Annotated in this window: 17 protein-coding genes; 11 read left to right on the plus strand and 6 right to left on the minus strand. The window is 72.1% G+C overall.

Annotation, left to right across the window (positions count from 1 at the left end):
• Both ACFFCA_RS16370 and ACFFCA_RS16375 read right to left on the minus strand, forming a co-directional pair.
• Positions 1–904: serine/threonine-protein kinase (locus ACFFCA_RS16370; RefSeq protein WP_375486692.1), on the minus strand; the 904-nt coding region annotated here is incomplete at its 3' end.
• 125 nt (positions 905–1,029) lie between these two features.
• Positions 1,030–2,013 carry a threonine dehydratase gene (locus ACFFCA_RS16375; RefSeq protein WP_375486694.1) on the minus strand — a complete coding sequence of 328 codons (984 nt, stop codon included), beginning with the start codon at positions 2,011–2,013 and terminating at the stop codon, positions 1,030–1,032.
• Between the two features lie 214 nt (positions 2,014–2,227).
• On the opposite strand from ACFFCA_RS16375, the gene ACFFCA_RS16380 reads away from it, so the two are divergent.
• From ACFFCA_RS16380 to ACFFCA_RS16420, 9 genes are all read left to right on the plus strand, one after another.
• Positions 2,228–3,493, plus strand: a complete 1,266-nt coding sequence (locus ACFFCA_RS16380; RefSeq protein ID WP_375486696.1) for a DUF222 domain-containing protein — start codon at positions 2,228–2,230, stop codon at positions 3,491–3,493.
• Between the two features lie 180 nt (positions 3,494–3,673).
• Complete coding sequence (locus ACFFCA_RS16385) at positions 3,674–4,507, plus strand: amidohydrolase family protein (protein ID WP_375486698.1); 834 nt, start codon at positions 3,674–3,676, stop codon at positions 4,505–4,507.
• Positions 4,508–4,558: 51 nt separating this feature from the next.
• On the plus strand, positions 4,559–5,089 hold the full coding sequence (locus tag ACFFCA_RS16390) for an MSMEG_0572/Sll0783 family nitrogen starvation response protein (RefSeq protein WP_375486700.1): 531 nt from the start codon (positions 4,559–4,561) through the stop codon (positions 5,087–5,089).
• Positions 5,090–5,092: 3 nt separating this feature from the next.
• Positions 5,093–6,151, plus strand: coding sequence for an MSMEG_0568 family radical SAM protein (locus tag ACFFCA_RS16395; RefSeq protein WP_375486702.1), 1,059 nt, complete (start codon positions 5,093–5,095; stop codon positions 6,149–6,151).
• Between the two features lie 53 nt (positions 6,152–6,204).
• Entirely contained in the window at positions 6,205–7,602 is a 1,398-nt protein-coding gene (locus ACFFCA_RS16400) for an MSMEG_0567/sll0787 family protein (protein ID WP_375486744.1), read from the plus strand.
• Positions 7,599–8,441 carry a carbon-nitrogen hydrolase family protein gene (locus tag ACFFCA_RS16405; RefSeq protein ID WP_375486703.1) on the plus strand — a complete coding sequence of 281 codons (843 nt, stop codon included), beginning with the start codon at positions 7,599–7,601 and terminating at the stop codon, positions 8,439–8,441. The genes ACFFCA_RS16400 and ACFFCA_RS16405 overlap by 4 nt, the downstream gene beginning before the upstream one ends.
• Positions 8,438–9,706: an MSMEG_0569 family flavin-dependent oxidoreductase gene (locus ACFFCA_RS16410; RefSeq protein WP_375486705.1), complete on the plus strand. Its 1,269-nt coding sequence runs from the start codon at positions 8,438–8,440 to the stop codon at positions 9,704–9,706. The genes ACFFCA_RS16405 and ACFFCA_RS16410 overlap by 4 nt, the downstream gene beginning before the upstream one ends.
• 2 nt (positions 9,707–9,708) lie before the next feature.
• A complete protein-coding gene (locus ACFFCA_RS16415) occupies positions 9,709–10,539 on the plus strand; it encodes a carbon-nitrogen hydrolase family protein (protein ID WP_375486707.1) in 831 nt (276 codons plus the stop codon).
• A 1-nt stretch (position 10,540) separates the two neighbouring features.
• Entirely contained in the window at positions 10,541–11,629 is a 1,089-nt protein-coding gene (locus ACFFCA_RS16420) for an MSMEG_0565 family glycosyltransferase (RefSeq protein WP_375486709.1), read from the plus strand.
• Positions 11,630–11,762: 133 nt separating this feature from the next.
• Here ACFFCA_RS16420 and ACFFCA_RS16425 read toward each other — a convergent pair whose 3' ends face one another.
• The 3 genes from ACFFCA_RS16425 to ACFFCA_RS16435 are packed head-to-tail and all read right to left on the minus strand — an operon-like array spanning position 11,763 to position 14,486.
• Positions 11,763–13,928: a heavy metal translocating P-type ATPase gene (locus tag ACFFCA_RS16425; protein ID WP_375486746.1), complete on the minus strand. Its 2,166-nt coding sequence runs from the start codon at positions 13,926–13,928 to the stop codon at positions 11,763–11,765.
• A 29-nt stretch (positions 13,929–13,957) separates the two neighbouring features.
• A complete protein-coding gene (locus tag ACFFCA_RS16430; protein WP_375486711.1) occupies positions 13,958–14,188 on the minus strand; it encodes a heavy-metal-associated domain-containing protein in 231 nt (76 codons plus the stop codon).
• Between the two features lie 16 nt (positions 14,189–14,204).
• Positions 14,205–14,486, minus strand: coding sequence for a metal-sensitive transcriptional regulator (locus ACFFCA_RS16435; RefSeq protein ID WP_375486748.1), 282 nt, complete (start codon positions 14,484–14,486; stop codon positions 14,205–14,207).
• A 151-nt stretch (positions 14,487–14,637) separates the two neighbouring features.
• Between ACFFCA_RS16435 and ACFFCA_RS16440 the strand changes: the two genes are divergently transcribed.
• Positions 14,638–14,817 (plus strand): hypothetical protein, encoded by a 180-nt coding sequence (locus ACFFCA_RS16440; protein ID WP_375486713.1) that lies wholly within the window; start codon positions 14,638–14,640, stop codon positions 14,815–14,817.
• Positions 14,818–14,941: 124 nt separating this feature from the next.
• Positions 14,942–15,625 (plus strand): hypothetical protein, encoded by a 684-nt coding sequence (locus tag ACFFCA_RS16445; protein WP_375486715.1) that lies wholly within the window; start codon positions 14,942–14,944, stop codon positions 15,623–15,625.
• Positions 15,626–15,635: 10 nt separating this feature from the next.
• Here ACFFCA_RS16445 and ACFFCA_RS16450 read toward each other — a convergent pair whose 3' ends face one another.
• On the minus strand, positions 15,636–17,447 hold the full coding sequence (locus tag ACFFCA_RS16450; RefSeq protein WP_375486717.1) for an MFS transporter: 1,812 nt from the start codon (positions 17,445–17,447) through the stop codon (positions 15,636–15,638).
• Positions 17,448–17,459 lie beyond the last annotated feature (12 nt).

A 17,459-nucleotide genomic window follows, 5' to 3' on the forward strand; every position in this document is an offset into this window, starting at 1 on the left:
GCCCACCGCCGGGCGGCGGCGGGCCGCCCAGCGGTGGGCGCATCGGGGGCGGCGGGGGCGTCACCCCGCCCTGGGCCAGGGCGGCACGGGCGGCGACCGCGAACTCGTTCGCCGTCTGGAAGCGGTCCTTCGGGTCCTTAGCGAGGCCCTTGCGGATGACGTCGTCCAGGGCGCGCGGCAGGTTGGTGATCTCGCTCGACGGCAGCGGCGGCGGCGCGTTGACGTGCGCGTACATGACCTGGAACGTCTCGCCCTTGAACGGCGAGTGGCCGGTCAGGCACTCGTAGAGCACGCAGGCCAGCGAGTACAGGTCGGAGCGGTTGTCGCCGTCGCCGCCGCTGATGCGCTCGGGCGCCATGTAGCCGAGGGTGCCGACGGTGCCCGTGGTCGCGGTCAGGGCCGTGCCGCCGCCGGCCCCCTCGCTGCGGGCGATGCCGAAGTCGACGAGGTAGGCGAACGCGCTCTGCCGGTCGGCGGTCAGGCCGGTGACCAGGACGTTCGAGGGCTTGATGTCGCGGTGGATCAGGCCGAGGTCGTGCGCCGACTGCAGGGCAGCGGCGACCTGGCCGATGACGTCGACGGCCAGTCGCGGTTCGATCGGCCCCTCGTCGCTGATCACGGTGGACAGGTCGACACCCTCGACGAGTCGCATGTCGAGGTACAGGTGGCCGTTGATCTCGCCGAAGTCGTGGATCGGGATGACGTGCGGCTCGTTGAGGCGGGCGACCAGCCGGCACTCGCGGCGGAAGCGGGCCTGGAAGATCTCGTCGCTGGCCAGATCCTTCGGCAGCCTCTTGAGGGCCACGGTGCGGTCGCGCTTCGTGTCGTAGGCCCGGTACACCTCGCCCATGCCGCCGCGGCCGATCATCGTCTCGAGGACGTAGTGACCGAACTGCTCCGACACGGGATCTCCTGGGCTCGCTGGCACGGGACGACTGACGCTCAGGATCTTATGGGCTGGGGCCCGTTCGTACCCGATCCAGGCAGCTTAAAGAATGCTGACAAAGGCCATGAAGGCCCGATCTTTGCTCAGGAGCGGGGTGTGTCGCCGCCCAGAACGGCAGCGAGTACGGGCGCGTCGACGTTGCCGCCAGACAGCACCATGGCCACCCGTCGGCCGCGGATCCGGTCGGCGTCCGCGGCCAGGCCGGCCGCCGCGAGTGACCCCGCGGGCTCGGCCACGTTGTGGGTCGTCCGGAAGACAAGGCGCATCGCCTCGGCGGCGTCGTCCTCGCCGACGCGCACGATCCGGGCGGCGCCCGCGACGATGCGCGCGATTGCCTCGGCGTCCGGGACACGCGTCGCCACCCCGTCGACGAAGGTGTCGGCCGACTCGGTGGGGACGACCTGTCCCGCCTCGAACGACCGGGCGGTGGCGTCGGCGCGCCGGCTGACGACGCCGACGACCTCGGTCGGCAGGCCCAGCAGATCGCGCACGGCCATCAACGCACAGATGCCCGACCCCATCCCGACCGGGACGTACACGGCCTCGAGATCGCGTACCTGGGCGAACAGCTCGTAGGCGTAGGTGGCCACGCCGAGAACCAGCTCGCGGTGGAAGGACGGGACGAGCTCGACACCCGGGTCGGCCTCGGCGAGGTGCGCCGCGTGCTCGCGCGCCGCCTGGAAGTCGTCTCCGTGCTCGACCACGTCGGCGCCGAGTGCCCGCATGGCGGCGTTCTTGTCCGCGCTGTTGCCCCGCGGCACCACGATGGTGACGGCCAGGTCCGCGGCACGGCCCGCGAAGGCCAGGCTCTGCCCGTGGTTGCCGCGGGTGGCCGACACGATGCGGGTGACCTCCGGTCGTTCGCGGCGGAGGTGGTCGACGTACACGAGCCCGCCACGCATCTTGAACGCCCCGACCGGGGTGTGGTTCTCGTGCTTGACCACGACGTCGGCGCTCAGCGCGGCGGAGAGCAGGGGCCATTCGTAGGAGGGGGTGGGCGAGACGGACCGGTGGACGAGGTCGGCGGCGGCGTCGAGCTCGGCGAGGGTGAACAGCGGGGTGGACACGGACTAATTGTGTCGTGCTGGGGCTCAGCCTGTGGTCGTCGGTTGAGCGGTGGCCGTGAGCTTTCAAGGCCAAGGGCGCGGCGACGAGAGCGTCTAGGGGGCGGTTGCTTCGCGTTGTCGGCTTGCGTTGCGCACTGAGCGATCTTGTAGCAGGGCCGGGGTTTGCTGGGATAAACGCTGGTCGGCCAGCTCCCCCTGCGCTAGAATAGAACGCATGAGCGATACGCTGACGCGGGCCGATGTGGCCACGCTGCTTGCGGACGCTCACCAGGTTGTGGACGCGCTACAGGCGGTCGACCTGAGCTCGTGCACCGATGACGAGGTCGTCGCGGCGGTGCGCTCGTTCGAGGCGATGCGGCGGCGGCTGGAGCCGGTCGACCACGCGCTGGTTCTCGAGGTCGAGGCCCGCGGGATCCCGGCCCGGGCGATGGCCCGCGCCACCGGCTACTGGCTGCGTCAGACGCTGGCCATCGACATCTCCGAGGCCAACAGCCGGGTGCGGGCCGCACACGCCGCCGGTTCGCGACGGTCGCTACTGGGTGAGCCAATGGCCGCGCGATACCCGGCGGTCGCCGCGGCGCAGGCCGCCGGTGAGTTGGCCGCCCGGCAAGCCCGAGTCATCACCGCCACCCTGGACAGACTGCCCATCGAGGTCTGTGAGCACGTACCTGACGCCGAGGCGCGGCTGGTCGGGTTCGCGCGTGAGTTCGAGGCGGCCACCCTGCAGCAGCTCGCCACCCGGGAGGCCGAGTGGCTCGACCCGGACGCCGGTCACCGCGATGTCGAGCGGCGGCGGAGGGACCGGGACCTGCGGTTACACGTGCGACCGGACGGGTCCTGTGTCGGCAGCTTTGAGGGCACCGCCGAGCTCGGGGAGTTCCTGCAGGTCACCTTCGACAGCCTCGCCAAGCCCCAGCCCGAAGCGAATGGCATCAAGGACCCCCGCACCGCCGGGCAACGACGCCACGACGCCCTGCTCGACGCCCTGAAGATCACCGTCGGCTCCGGCAAGCTCCCGACCGCAGGTGGGGTGCTGGCCACCGTCGTGCTCACCATCGACGCCGACACCTACCTCACCGGCGACGGGTTCGCCCTGACCGGTCACGGCGCCCAAGTCCCCGTCCGCGAGGCACTCGGCTGGGCCGGTGGTGACTACCGGCTCATGATCACCGCCCATAACAGCACCAAAGCGGTCGAGGCTTACAGCTCGACGCATCGGCTGTTCACCGAAGGACAGAGATTGGCGTTGATTGCCCGAGACCAGGGCTGCGCCTTCCCCGGCTGCCTCGCCCCACCCGGCTGGTGCCAGATCCACCACATCCTCGGCGGACCCACGAGCCTCGACAACGCCGTCATGCTCTGCGGCCACCACCACCGAAACTTCGAGACAGCAAACTGGACCGTCGACATCGTCAACGGCCGACCAACCTGGACCCCACCCCGAACCATCGACCTGACCCAGACGCCCATCCCCGTCTGAGGGCATGGCCGCTGTCCACAGCCTGCGTCCCCAGCTGTGGACAGGCCTGTGGACAGGCCTGTGGACAGGCCTGCGGCGAGCTGGTGCATGCGACTGCGCTGAAACATTCGCGGACTTTGCGACACCGGGACTTATTCCGGCAGTAACCACGACCGAACGCCCCATCCGTTGACTTGATGCATGGGGAGCGCAGAACTGGGCCTGGCCGACGGCCACCGGCACCTGGGGGTGCTGCCGGCGTTCCCGTTCTACGGCGGCCCGCCGATCAACGCTGACATCAGCGCCCGCGCGACCATCAACGAGCTCATCGCCGACCTCGACCGCGAGGGCACCGAACGGGCGCTGGTGCTGCCGAACTACGGCGTCCCGGACGTCGGCGTCACCTTCGCCCTGAACGACCTGGTCGTCGAGGCCGCGCAGCGCGACGACCGGATCCGGGCCGGGCTCTACGTGTCACCGCGCCCGCAGGATGCCGAGCTCAACCGGGCCGCGCTGAACCTGGCCGGCGAGCCCGGCGTACGAGCGCTGAAGACGACGTTTCTACTCGGCGGCGCACCCACCGACCCCGACTGCCGGGAGCAGCTCGACCTCATCTTCGCGACCGCCCGCGAGCACGGCCTGGTCGTGCACGTCCACACCTCGCCGGGCGCCGCCTCGGACATCGACCAGGTCGGCACGCTCGTCGAGCGCTACGGCGACGACGTGAAGATCCACCTCGTCCATCTGGGCGGCGGCATGAGCGGGCACATGAAGCTCATCGGCGGCCGTTTCTTCGACTGGATCGCGGCCGGCAAGCAGGTCTACACCGACACCAGCTGGGCCATCGGCTTCGCCCCGCGCTGGCTCGCGGCCGAGATCGACGCACGCGGCATCGGTGCCGACCGGGTGCTGTTCGCCAGCGACGAGCCGTGGGGCGACCACGCCGGCGAGTACGCACGCCTGGCCGCGGCGGCCGCCGACGGCGAGCTGGCCCGCATGGCGTTCACCGACAACTTCGCCGCGCTCTACGACTGACCGAGTCCCACCCATCCCATCCGGCACCGCCAACAACGCAGGGGGCACACCATGACGACCACCATCTCCGACCCGGACGTCGCCGAGAACGCCGAGAAGAGCCGCGCCGAGATCCCGCACCCGTCGCTCGCCAAGGGCACGAACCTCTACGGCGGGACGAAGATCTTCCCGGACTACCAGGCCTCTGAGGGCCAGGCGTGGTTCGCGCTCGTGCACGCCATCGCCCACGAGTCGTCGGTGAGCTTCGTCGCGATCCTGCAGGCCACCCGCGCGCTGCGGAAGGGCTTCGAGTCGGCGCTGTACTTTTACGGGCCCGGCGCGATCAACTGCAACGCCAACCGCGGTTTCCCCACGACGGGCGACGACGCGTTCCCCGGCGAGAACAACATCAACAACGCGCTGGCCACCTTCATCAAGGAGGGCGGCACCGTCTACTGCTGCCGGTTCGGCATGGCGCTGCACGGCATGCGCGAGGAGGACCTCATCGAGGGCGTCATCCCGGCGCACGCGCTCGACGTCCAGGACGCGGTGATCCACTACGCCAACAAGGGCGCCATCATCCAATCCAACTTCATGGTCTAGGGGATGACGTCCACCGCGCTCCGGACCGACCTCGCCGTCTGCGGCGTCGCCCTCGACGTGCCCGTGCACCGCGAGGGCGGCGCCGGCCCGTCCGACGACGGTCACGTGCTGCTCGGCGGGGTCGGCACCGCCCTGCCCGTCGTCGCCACCAGCAAGTACCGGGTGCGGGAGGGACGGCTGCTGCTCGAGGGCGCCGACCTGGGGTTGGACGTCGAACCGGTGGCCCGACCGCAGTTCTACGATCTGCAGACCGCGGACGGTGTCGCCTACGACAAGATCGCCCGGCTGCACGGCGCGAACGTGCTGGCCACGACGGTTGTGCAGACCTGCATCCGCTACGACGAGGCGGAGCGGTGCCGCTTCTGCGCGATCGAGGAGTCCTTGGCCGCGGGCGCGACCACCGCGGTGAAGACGCCCGATCAGCTCGCCGAGGTGGCCGAGGCTGCAGTGCGTCTCGACGGCGTGACCCAGATGCTGATGACGACCGGCACGTCCGCCGGCCGCGACCGCGGTGCGCGGCACCTCGTGCGCTGCGTCCGCGCCGTCGTCGACCGCGTTCCCGGCCTGCCGATCCAGGTGCAGATCGAGCCGCCCGCCGACCTGGACGTGCTCACCGACCTGCGCGACGCCGGCGTGGTCAGCATCGGCATCCACGTCGAGTCGCTGGACGACGACGTGCGCCGGCGGTGGATGCCCGGCAAGGGCTCGGTGCCCATGGCCGAGTACCGCGCCGCGTGGGCGGAGGCCGTCCGGGTCTTCGGCCGCAACCAGGTGTCGACGTATCTCATCGTCGGTCTCGGCGAGGACCCCGACGAGCTGGTCACCGGTGCGGGCGAGCTCATCGCCCTGGGCGTCTACCCCTTCGTCGTGCCCTACCGGCCCATCGCCGGGACGCTGGCCACCGAGCTGGACGGCGCGGTGCCGCCACCCGCCTGGCTGGTCGCCGACGTCACGTCGCGGGTCGGTGAGTTGCTCGCCGCCGCAGGCATGCTGGGCGCCGACCAGAAGGCCGGCTGCGCGGCCTGCGGGGCGTGCAGTGCGCTGCAGACCGCTGGGGGTTGATCGTGACTGCCTCCCTGGACATCGGCGCCGCGCTGCTCGGCCACGTCCACCGGCTGACGGCACCCACGTGGACCGTCGCGGTGGCCGACGACGAGCGCGAACTGGCGGCCTACCGGGCCCTGCGGCAGCAGGTGTTCGTCCTCGAGCAGGGCCTGTTCGCCGGCACCGACCGTGACGACGTCGACGACGATCCCCGGGCCGTCGTGCTCGTCGCCCGCGAGGCCGACGGCACCGTGCTCGGCGGCGTGCGCCTCGCCCCGGCGACCTCACCCGACCTCGGGTGGTGGATTGGAGCGCGGCTGGTCGTGCGCCCCGACGCGCGTCGGTTGCACGGCATCGGCGCGGCGTTGATCCGAGCGGCGTGTGCGCACGCCGAACGGGTCGGGGCGCTGCGGTTCGAGGCCAACGTGCAGGCCGCGAACGAGGAGCTGTTCCGCCGGCTGGGCTGGGTGCGGCTCGGCGAGCAGCAGGTCGCCGGCAGCCCGCACGTGCGCATGCGCTGGCCCATCGACCGGTTCGGCGCCCAGGCCCGGGCGACCAAGTCCGCGCTCGGCCTGTTGCTCGCCGCGCTCGAACCGTCGACGCTGTCCGGATCGATGCAGGCCGGATCCACCCTGGGCGGGCCGGGGTTCGTCGGCGACGACGGCGCGCCGGTGCCGGGCACCGACGTCGTCGCGGCCTGCGACGCGATCGTCCCGTCGTTGGTGGAACGCGACCCCGAGTGGGCCGGCTGGTGCGGCGTGCTCGTCAACGTCAACGACCTGTCGGCCATGGGCGCCGCGTCCGTCGGCCTGCTCGACGCGATCGGCGCCCGTGACGCCAGCTTCGCCGCGCGCGTGCTGACCGGGCTCCGCGACGCCGCGCAGGCGTGGGGCGTGCCGGTGCTCGGCGGCCACACCCAGTTCGGGGTGCCGGCCGCGCTCACCGTCACGGCGCTGGGCCGCACGACGCGCCCGGTGCCGGCCGGCGGCGGACGGGCCGGTCACGCCGTCACCGTCTCCGCCGACCTCGGCGGCTCGTGGCGGCGCGGTCACACCGGTCGCCAGTGGGACTCCACCACGGCCCGCAGCGGTGACGAACTGCGGGCGATGTCCCGCGTCGTCGCCGACACCGCACCCGCCGCCGCGAAGGACGTGAGCATGGCCGGTCTCGTCGGCACGCTCGGCATGCTGGCCGAGGCGAGTGGGTGCGGGGCCGTCCTCGACGTCGCCGCCGTGCCGACGCCGGAGGGCGCGTCGACTGCCGACTGGCTCGGGTGCTTCCCCGGCTTCGCCATGATCACCGCGGACGAGCCCGGCCGTGACGTGGCCGCGTGCGGTCCGGTCACGTCGGCCGTGTGCGGCGACCTGGTCGCCGGCGCCGGTGTCACGCTGCGCTGGCCCGACGGCGAGACCACCGACGGTGTCGGCGACGTGACCGGCCTCGGCCCGGCCGCGGGCGGCCTCCGATGACCGAGACCAGGGTCGCGGCGGTGGCCGCCAACTTCGGCCGCGACCTCGAGGACACCTTCGACCGCATCGCCGTCCTGCTCGACGACGCCCGCGCGCGGGGCACGCACCTCGTCGTCCTGCCCGAGGCGACGCTCGGCGGTTACCTCGCAAACCTCGACGGCGCGGGTGATGCGTCGCTGCCGCCCGCGCTCGACCTCGACGGCCCGGAGGTGAAGCGGCTGGCTGCGCTGGCCGGCGACCTGGTGGTCACGGCCGGCCTGTGCGAGGCCGACGGCGACCGCCGGTACAACACCGCGGTCGCGGTCGGCGGCGACGGTGTCCTCGGCGTCCACCGCAAGGTGCACCAACCGCTCGGCGAGGGTGCCTCCTACGCGGCCGGCGAGGACTTCCTGACGTTCGACTCCCCGGTCGGGCGCCTCGGCATGATGATCTGTTACGACAAGGCCTTCCCCGAGGCAGCCCGTGCCCTGGCCATGGACGGCGCCCAGGTCATCTGCTGCATGTCGGCGTGGCCGACGGCGCGCACCCTGGCCAGCCCGGACATCGCCGACGACCGCTGGGCACGGCGCTTCGACCTGTTCGACCGTGCCCGGGCGCTGGAGAACCAGGTGGTGTGGGTCTCGGCCAACCAGTCCGGCACCTTCGGCGACCTGCGGTTCGTCGCCTCGGCCAAGGTCGTCGACGCCGGCGGGGACGTCCTCGCCTCGACCGGCTACCGGGCCGGCGTGGCGTACGCCGCCGTGGATCTCGACGAGATGCTCGGCAGCGCGCGACGCCACATGTTCCACCTGCGCGACCGCCGTCCCGACGCGTACGTGTCGAGCGGGGTGCGGGCGTGAGGACGTCCGTGGTGGTCGTCGGCGGCGGGCAGGCCGGGCTGGCCGTGAGCTGGTACCTGACCCGTGACGGCATCGACCACGTGGTGCTCGAGCGCGACACCGTCATGCACACCTGGGCCGACGCGCGGTGGGACAGCTTCTGCCTCGTGACACCCAACTTCCAGTGCCGGCTGCCGGGCTACGCCTACGACGGCGCCGACCCGGACGGCTTCATGGTGCGCAAGGAGCTCATCGAGTGGCTCGAGGGTTACGTCGCGAGCTTCGCGCCGCCGGTGCGCGAGCACACGTCCGTGCTGTCGGTCCGCCCGATGGAGGACGGCAATACTGACCCGGGCTTGTTCGAGGTCCGTACCTCGGACGGGACGATCGTCGCCGACCACGTGGTCGTGGCCACCGGTGGTTACCACACGCCGCGCATCCCGCGGGTGGGCGAGCGGCTGCCGTCGGGCGTCCACCAGGTGCATTCGTCGGGCTACCGCAATCCCGAGTCGCTGCCCGACGGGCCGGTGCTCGTCGTCGGGACCGGGCAGTCGGGTGCGCAGATCGCCGAGGATCTGCTGCTGGCCGGGCGTCAGGTGCATCTCGCCGTCGGCCGCGCACCGCGCTTCGCCCGGCGCTACCGCGGCCGCGACGTCATCGCCTGGCTCGAGGACACCGGCCACTACGACAAGCCCGTCACCGACAAGCCCGTCGAGGAACGCACCCAGGACCGCACCAACCACTACGTCACCGGCCGCGACGGGGGTCGCGACATCGACCTGCGGGCGTTCGCCATACAGGGCATGCAACTGCACGGCCGCCTGCTCGACATCGCGGACGGTCGGCTGCGTTTCGACGCCGACCTCGAATGCAACCTGGACTCGGCCGACCAGGTCTACAACGGCATCAACGCCATGATCGACGCGTTCGTCGAGACGCAGGGGATCGACACCGTCGAAGGTCCGTCGACGTACCAGCCGGTATGGCATCCGGACGGTGCGGACGGTTCGCAGGTGCCGGCCGACGAGCTGGCCGCGGTCGTCTGGGCGACGGGCTTCGACCGCGACTACCGGTGGTTGCACGCGCCGGTCTTCGACGGCGCCGGGCACCCCACGCACGTCAGAGGCGTCACGCCCGTGCCCGGGCTGTACTTCGTCGGGCTGCCCTGGCTGCACACCTGGGGATCGGGACGGTTCGCCGGCCTCGATCGAGACGCGGCGCACGTGGCCGACGATCTCGTCCGCCGTCAGCTTGCTGATATCGGTGCCGTGCCGGTGTCGGGCTGATCGTGCCGACGCAGCGCATCGCCGCGGCGTCGGCACACTTCGGGCGCGACCTGGACCGCTCGGTCGAGCGGATCGGCATGGTCATCGCCGCCGCGCGGCGGGCCGGGGCCTCGCTGCTCGTCCTGCCGGACGCCGCCCTCGGCGGGTACCTGGCCGACCTGCGCTCGCCCGACCCGGAGGCCCTGCCGCCCGCGGTCGACCCGGACGGCCCGGAGATGCGACGCGTGATCGAGTTCGCGGCCGACATGGTCGTCTGCCTGGGGTACTCCGAGCTCAGCGAGGGCCGGCGCTGGAACTCGGCGATCTGCGTGTCCGGCGACGGGGTGCTCGGCCGCTACCGCAAGGTCCACCTGCCACCGGGCGAGGCGCTCGTCTATGCGGCCGGGGATCGCATCGCCGCCTTCGACACCCCGGCCGGCCGGCTCGGCATGCTCATCGACTACGACAAGACGTTTCCCGAGGCGGCGCGCACGCTGGCCCTCGACGACGCCCGGGTCATCGCCTGCCTCTGCGCGTGGCCCGCGTCGCTGACCCAGCGCGCGCCGCGGCTGACCCAGGACCGTCAGTCACGCCTCTTCGACCTCTACGACTGCGCGCGGGCGGCCGAGAACCAGGTCGTCTGGGCGGCGTCGAACCAGACCGGCTCGATGGGCGGCCTGCGGTTCCTCGGCCAGTCGAAGGTCGTCGGCCCGGGTGGCGAGGTGCTCGCGCGGACGTGGGCCAAGGCCGGGTTGGCCGTGGCCGAGCTCGACGTCGACGCGGAGGTCGAGCGGGCCCGGCTCGTGCTGCACCACCTGCAGGAACGGCGTCGCGACCTGTACGTGGGGACGTGACGTGCGGATCGCGCTGCTCACCTACTCCACCCGGCCCCGCGGCGGGGTGGTGCACACCCTGGCCCTGGCCGAGGCACTGGCCGCGCGCGGTCACGACGTCGACGTGTGGTCCCTGGCCCGGGGCGAGGACGCCGGGTTCTTCCGGCCCGTCGACCCGGCCGTGCGGGTGTGTCTCGTCCCCCTCCCGGATGTGCCCGACGAGGGCGTGGGGCCGCGCATCCTGCGGTCGATAGCGGCCCTCGGCGCGGCGTTCGCCGTCGAAGCACCTCGCCGCGGCTACGACGTCGTGCACGCGCAGGACTGCATCAGTGCGAACGCCGTCCCCGACTGTGTGCGCACCATCCACCACCTCGACGTGTTCACCACGCCGGAACTGGCCGCCTGCCACGAGCGGGCGATCGTGCGGCCGCGCGCGCACGTCTGCGTGTCGGCCGCGGTCGCCGACGAGGTCCGCGCGGGGTGGGGGATCGAGACGACGGTGATCCCGAACGGCATCGACGGCGCGCGCTTCGCCGCCGCCGGGTCGGACGCCGCGGGCCGTGCAGCGTGGGCGCAGCGGTTGGGGCGCTACGTGCTGGCCGTGGGCGGCATCGAGCCGCGCAAGGGCAGCGAGCACCTGGTCGGTGCCATGGCCCTGGTGCAGCGACGCGAGCCCGGCCTGCGCCTGGTGGTCGCCGGCGGTGAGACGCTGTTCGACTACCGCGACTACCGGGCCCGCGTGCTCGACCGGGCCGCCGAGCTCGGCGTGGTGCCCGAGCTGCTCGGCCCGGTGCCGGACGAGCAGCTGCCGGGCCTGGTGGCGCAGGCGTCCGCGTTCGCGTTCCCGTCCGTCAAGGAGGGCTTCGGCATGGCCGCGATGGAGGCGCTGGCCGCCGGCGTCCCGGTGGTCATGCGCGACCTGCCGGTGCTGCGCGAGGTCTTCGACGGCTCGGTGGCGTTCGCGCACGACGAGGCCGAGCTCGCCTGCGGGCTGCTCGACGCGGCGCGCGCACCGGATGGGCGGCGCGTGGAGGCGGGACGCACGCTGGCTGCGCGGCACACCTGGCAACGGGCCGCGGCCGCCCACGAGCGCTTCTACGCCACGCTCTAATGCGAGTTGTCCGCGCGTCGTCGGGTCGGGACGCGTCCAGGCGCGGACAAGATCGGATAGGACGGCGAGTTGTCCGCGCGTCGTCGGGTCGGGACGCGTCCAGGCGCGGACGACTCGAGGTGGTGATGGTGGATCAGGCGAACCGGCGCAGGCGCAGGCTGTTGGTGACCACGAACACCGAGCTGAACGCCATGGCCGCGCCGGCGATGAGCGGGTTCAGCAGCCCGAGGGCGGCCAACGGGATCGCGGCCACGTTGTAGCCGAAGGCCCAGAACAGGTTGCCCTTGATCGTGCGCAGGGTGGCCCGCGACAACCGGATGGCCGTCGCCGCCGACCCGAGGTCGTCGCGGACCAGGGTGAGGTCCGACGCCTCGATCGCGACGTCCGACCCGCTGCCCATGGCGATGCCGAGGTCGGCGGCGGCCAGCGCGGCGGCGTCGTTCACGCCGTCGCCGACCATGGCCACGACCCGCCCCTCGGCCCGCAGACGGGACACCTCGGCCACCTTGTCCTGCGGCAGCACCTCGGCCACCACCTCCTCGATCCCGACGGCAGTGGCGACGGCCCGGGCGGCACGGCGGTTGTCGCCGGTCAGCAGCACCGGCGTCAGGCCCAGGGCGCGCAGCTCGCGCACGGCGGCGGCGCTGGTGGGTTTCACCGCGTCACCGACCACGAGGGCGCCGACCACGACGCCGTCGACCGCGACCAGCACGGCCGTGCGCCCGGCGTCCTCCGCGTCGGACAGGGCCTCGGCGAGGCGGGCGGGCACATCGGCAGCCACGAAGGACCGGCGCCCGACGCACACCGACCGCCCCTCGACCGCGCCCCGCACCCCGAGCCCCGGGGTCTCGGCGAAGCCGTCGACGGCGGGCAACGGTCCCCGTCCGGCCGCCGCGTCGGTGACGGCGCGGGCGACCGGGTGCGCGCTCGCCGCCTCGACGGCCCCGGCCAGGCGCAACACCTCGTCGGGGTCGTCGGCGACGACATCGTGCAGCGTCATCCGTCCGGTGGTGACCGTGCCGGTCTTGTCCAGCACGACGGTGTCGACGCGGCGGGTGCTCTCGAGCACCTCGGGCCCCTTCACCAGTACGCCGAGCTGCGCGCCGCGGCCGGTACCGACCATCAGCGCGGTCGGCGTCGCGAGCCCGAGTGCGCAGGGGCACGCGATGATCAGCACGGCGACGGCGGCCGTGAACGCGGCATGCGCACTGCCGTCGACGGTCAGCCACAGCGCGAACGTAACCACCGCCAGGGCGATGACGACGGGGACGAACACGGCCGAGACGCGGTCGGCGAGCCGCTGCACCTCGGCGCGGCCGTTCTGCGCCTGTTCGACCAGGCGGGCCATCTGCGCCAACTGCGTGTCGCTGCCGACGCGGGTCGCGCGCACCACCAGCCGGCCTCCGGCGTTGACCGTCGCGCCCACGACCTCGTCGCCCGCACCGACCTCCACCGGGACGGATTCGCCGGTGACCAGCGAGGCGTCCACGGCCGACGTGCCGTCCTCGACGACGCCGTCGGCGGCCACCTTCTCACCCGGACGTACGACGAAAACGTCGCCGACTACCAGGGCCGCGACCGGTACCCGCTGCTCGCGGCCGTCGCGCACGACGGTGGCCTCCTTCGCGCCGAGGTCGAGCAGGGCGCGCAGTGCGGCCCCGGAACGACGCTTCGCGCGGGCCTCCGCGTACCGGCCGGCGAGCAGGAACACGGTCACGGCCGACGCGACCTCGAGGTAGATGTCGTCGCCACCGGAGGCGACGAAGGAGAACGACATGTGCATGCCGGGGTGACCCGCGTCGCCGACGAACAGCGCCCACAACGACCAGCCGAACGCGGCCAGCACGCCGACCGACACGAGGGTGTCCATCGTCGTGGCGCGGTGACGCAGGTTCATCGCCGTCGCCCGGTGGAACGGCCAGGCACCCCACACCACGACGGGCGCGGCCAGCGTCAGCGCGAGCCACTGCCAGTTGCGGAACTGCCACGGCGGCACCATCGACAGCACGAGCACCGGCAGGGCCAGGGCCGCCGAGACCAGCAGGCGACGGCGCAGCTCGACGTCCTCGGCGTCCTTGGCGTCCTCGTCGGGCGGGGCACCGTCGGCCGCATCGGGTTCGGTGGCCGGCGGCGCGGCCGAGTACCCGATGCCCTCGACCACCCCGACCAGGTCGTCGACCGACACCGCGTCGGGGTGCTCGACGCTGGCCTTCTCGGTGGCGTAGTTGACGGAGGCGGTGACGCCCTCGAGCTTGTTGAGCTTCTTCTGGATCCGGGCGGCGCACGATGCGCAGGTCATCCCGCCGATCACCAGCTCGACGCTGCGGGTCACGGCGACGTGCTCCCGGCCAGCCGGTAGTCACCGGCCTCGTCGAGGGCCGCGGCCACCTGCTGGTCCGTCAGCGGCTCGTCGCCGACGACGGTGACCCGGGTCATGCCCTCCGGCGCGAGTGCGATCTCGACGCCTGTCACGCCGTCGAGCGAGCGCAGCTCGTCGTCGACGGCAAGGACGCAGTGCTCACAGGTCATGCCGGTGACGTCGAAGGTCTGGGTGCTCATGTGCTGCCTCTCGTGGTCAGGACCGGACGAGCCGCGAGATGGCGGCCGACGCCTCGGTGATCTTGTGTTCGGCCTCGTCGCCGCCCTGCGCGATGGCGTCGGCGACGCAGTGGCCGAGGTGCTCCTCCAGCAGCGACAGGGCGAAGGCGTCGAGAGCGCGCTTGGCCGCCGACACCTGGGTCAGCACGTCGATGCAATAGGTGTCTGACTCGACCAGCCGTTGCAGGCCGCGGACCTGGCCCTCGACGCGTCGCAGGCGGGTGACGTGCGCCTGCTTGTTGGCGGCGTAACCCGGCATCGCGTGCTCGCTCACGACTGTGCTCCGTCCCTCAGACATACCCATAGGGGGTATCACCGATCAGCGTACGCCTCGCGTCACGGGGTTGCCGGGGACGGGTGACGGGTAGTCCCTCCTGGTACGCGAACCCGACTACGACGCGGAGTGACCCATGAGCGGCGAGACCCAGAAGGCCGGCGACGGCGTCAGCGACGAGGAAATGGTCGAGCAGGTCAATGACCAGACGCCCAGCGAAGAGCACTACAAGGACGTGTTCGAGCGCGAGAAGGACGGCACGACCACCGACACCGAGGCCGCCAAGGCATCCGCGGACGAGTTGCAGGGCGACTGAGTCCGTCCTGCGGCGTAGAGCCGTCGTTCCACGTCGAGCCGCCGGTCCCTCGGGCCGGCGGCTCTCGTGTGCGCGGACGCGCCGCTCGCTAGGCTCGGCGCGATCGACGTCGAGAGGATCTCCCGTGCGACGACCTGCTGCCGTGGTCAGCGTCGCGCTGGCCGTGGGCTGCGCGCTCGGTCTCGCCGCCTGCACCTCCACCACCTCGGGCGACGGCCACGTGGGTTCGAGCCGTCAGGTGCGGTCCTCGGCTCCCGGCACCACGTCGACCGGCGCGGGTGCGCCGACGTCGTCCGCCGGCTCGACGGCGAAGGCCCTGCGACACCTCACCATCGTGGGAGCGTCCTCGCACCGCAGCTACGCGGTCACCGTCTGGGACCACGACACGATCGCGAACTGCGCGACCCACGCCTACGGGGCGACGATGATCAAGTTCCTGGAGGCGCATCCCTGCCGGGGAGCGCACCGGGTGCTCGGCACGGTTCTGCTCGGCGGCCGGACCGTCGCCGTCTCGGCCATCACGACGAGTTTCCGCGGCACCGGGGCCGACCCCTACGGCGCCACCACCCGCTTCATCAAGCTGGAGCAGGCCGACGGCACCGGGTCGGTCAACGATCTGCTGCGTGAGGGCGGCAGCCTGCCCGGGACGGACGAGATCCCACCGACCGAGGCGTTCGTCGTGCTGAGCCAGGACACCGGCGTCACGGTGTTCGACGCCTGGTACGTCGGCGCACAGACGCCCGACCAGGACCCACCTCTCGTCACTCTCGAACGCAACCTGTACCTGACGAGGTTCACCAGCGCCTGAGCGCCCGGCCTCAGCCGCCCTGGTGGACGAGGTCCTTGTTGCGGATGGTCAGCAGGGCGATGACCCCGGACGCGAGCACCAGGATCGCGGCGACGAGCAGGATGTGGTTGAGCCCGTCGGCGAACGAGCTCGTCGCGATCTCCTGCAGCTTGGGTCGTTGCGACGCGGGTAGGCGGCCCGACACCTTCTGCACCGCACCGGACTGCACCGCGGACGCGATCTGCGGTCCCCGGCCCTTCAGTCCCGGCACACCGCCGACCGCGGACACGACGTCGTCCTTGACGCGGCTCGAGAACAGCGTGCCGAGCAGGGCGATGCCGGTGGCGATCCCGACCTGGCGGAACGTCGAGTTGATGCCGGAGGCCATGCCCGCACGGTCGGGCGAGACCACGCCGATCGCCGTGGAGGCGAGCGGGGGGTTCACCAGGCCGACGCCGGCGCCGGCCACGATCAGGCCGGGGATGAGGTGCGTCCAGTCGCTGGAGGCGTCCAGGCCGCGCATGAGCAGCAGCCCGATGCCGACCAGCAGCAGCCCGGGCCCGATGAGCCAGCGGATCGGGACGTGTGAGGTCAACCGGCCGGCGATCGTCGACGTCAGCAGGATGCCGCCGGACAGCACGAGCAGCCGCACGCCGGTCTGGAAGGCGTTGTAGCCCAGCACGTCCTGCACGTAGAGCACGAGGTAGAGCAGCAGCGCAAAGATCGACGCGCTGAGCCCGAACGCCGCGACCGCGCCGCCGGTAAAGGTCGGCTTCCGGAACAGCGACAGCTCGAACATGGGCTGCTTCAACCGGGCCTCGACGATGACGAAGGCCACGATCAGCACACCGGCGGCGACGAGCGAACCGACTACGGTGGCGTTGGAGAAGGACTTCTGGTTCGACTCGATCAGCCCGTAGACCAGGGCGGCAAGGCCGAGGGTGAACAGTGCGAAGCCGAAGAAGTCGGGGCGGCGGCTGTGCTCGAGCTTGGACTCGGCCACCTTGCTCAGGGTCAGGACGACGGCGATCACGCCGATGGGCAGGTTGACGAAGAAGATCCAGCGCCAGGACAGACCGGAGGTCAGGGCCCCGCCGAGCAGCGGTCCGATCGCGACGGCGAGGCCGGTGATTGCGCCCCAGATGCCGAACGCGACGCCGCGGTCCTTGCCCCGGAACGCATTGGCCAGCAGGGCGAGCGACACCGAGAACATGATGGCGCCGCCGACACCCTGCAGGCCGCGGGACAGCTGCAGCAGCAAGGTGTCCTGGGCGATGCCGCACAGGAAGGAGGCGACCGTGAACAGCGTCAGGCCGATGACGTAGAGGCGCCGGCGGCCGAACATGTCGGCGAGGCTGCCCGCCGTCAGCAGCAGTGCGGCGAGGGTGAGCGCGTACGCGTCGACGACCCACTGCAGGTCCGAGAAGCTGGACGACAGGGCCGTCTGGATGTCGGGCAGGGCGACGTTCACGATCGTGACGTCGAGCAGCAGCATGAACGTGCCGAGGCAGACGGCGACGAGGGTGAGCCACTTGTTGCCGTCCGCGCCGCCGCCGCCGCTCCCGCCGGACTGCGCGGGCTGCTCGGGCTGCTTGTCGTCGTCCGCGTCCGAGCGGCTACCGGCGGCGTGACTGCCGTCCGCCTCGTCGTGATGGCCGTTCGCCTCGTCGTGGCTCCCGTCAGTCAGATCCGCGACGGCGATGCAGGTGTCCGACGGTGCGTGCCGGCCGGGCTCGAGGCCGTGGTCGACGGCGGTGCCGGGGGCGCTGTGCGCCGGGTGCTCGGCCGAGTCCTCGCGAGGATCACTGTGCCGCGGGTGCCGAGGGGTTGTTGATTCGTCCACGTCCCAAGCGTT

Source organism: uncultured Jatrophihabitans sp. (assembly GCF_964252635.1).
Taxonomy (GTDB): Bacteria; Actinomycetota; Actinomycetes; order Mycobacteriales; family Jatrophihabitantaceae; genus Jatrophihabitans.

Bases quoted from the DNA above. Each gene is read 5' to 3' on its own strand.
- ACFFCA_RS16380 (WP_375486696.1), top strand. From the start codon at position 2,228: ATGAGCGATACGCTGACGCGGGCCGATGTGGCCACGCTGCTTGCGGAC.
- ACFFCA_RS16385 (WP_375486698.1), top strand. From the start codon at position 3,674: ATGGGGAGCGCAGAACTGGGCCTGGCCGACGGCCACCGGCACCTGGGG.
- ACFFCA_RS16390 (WP_375486700.1), top strand. From the start codon at position 4,559: ATGACGACCACCATCTCCGACCCGGACGTCGCCGAGAACGCCGAGAAG.
- ACFFCA_RS16395 (WP_375486702.1), top strand. From the start codon at position 5,093: ATGACGTCCACCGCGCTCCGGACCGACCTCGCCGTCTGCGGCGTCGCC.
- ACFFCA_RS16405 (WP_375486703.1), top strand. From the start codon at position 7,599: ATGACCGAGACCAGGGTCGCGGCGGTGGCCGCCAACTTCGGCCGCGAC.
- ACFFCA_RS16425 (WP_375486746.1), bottom strand. From the start codon at position 13,928: ATGACCTGCGCATCGTGCGCCGCCCGGATCCAGAAGAAGCTCAACAAG.
- ACFFCA_RS16430 (WP_375486711.1), bottom strand. From the start codon at position 14,188: ATGAGCACCCAGACCTTCGACGTCACCGGCATGACCTGTGAGCACTGC.
- ACFFCA_RS16435 (WP_375486748.1), bottom strand. From the start codon at position 14,486: ATGCCGGGTTACGCCGCCAACAAGCAGGCGCACGTCACCCGCCTGCGA.
- ACFFCA_RS16440 (WP_375486713.1), top strand. From the start codon at position 14,638: ATGAGCGGCGAGACCCAGAAGGCCGGCGACGGCGTCAGCGACGAGGAA.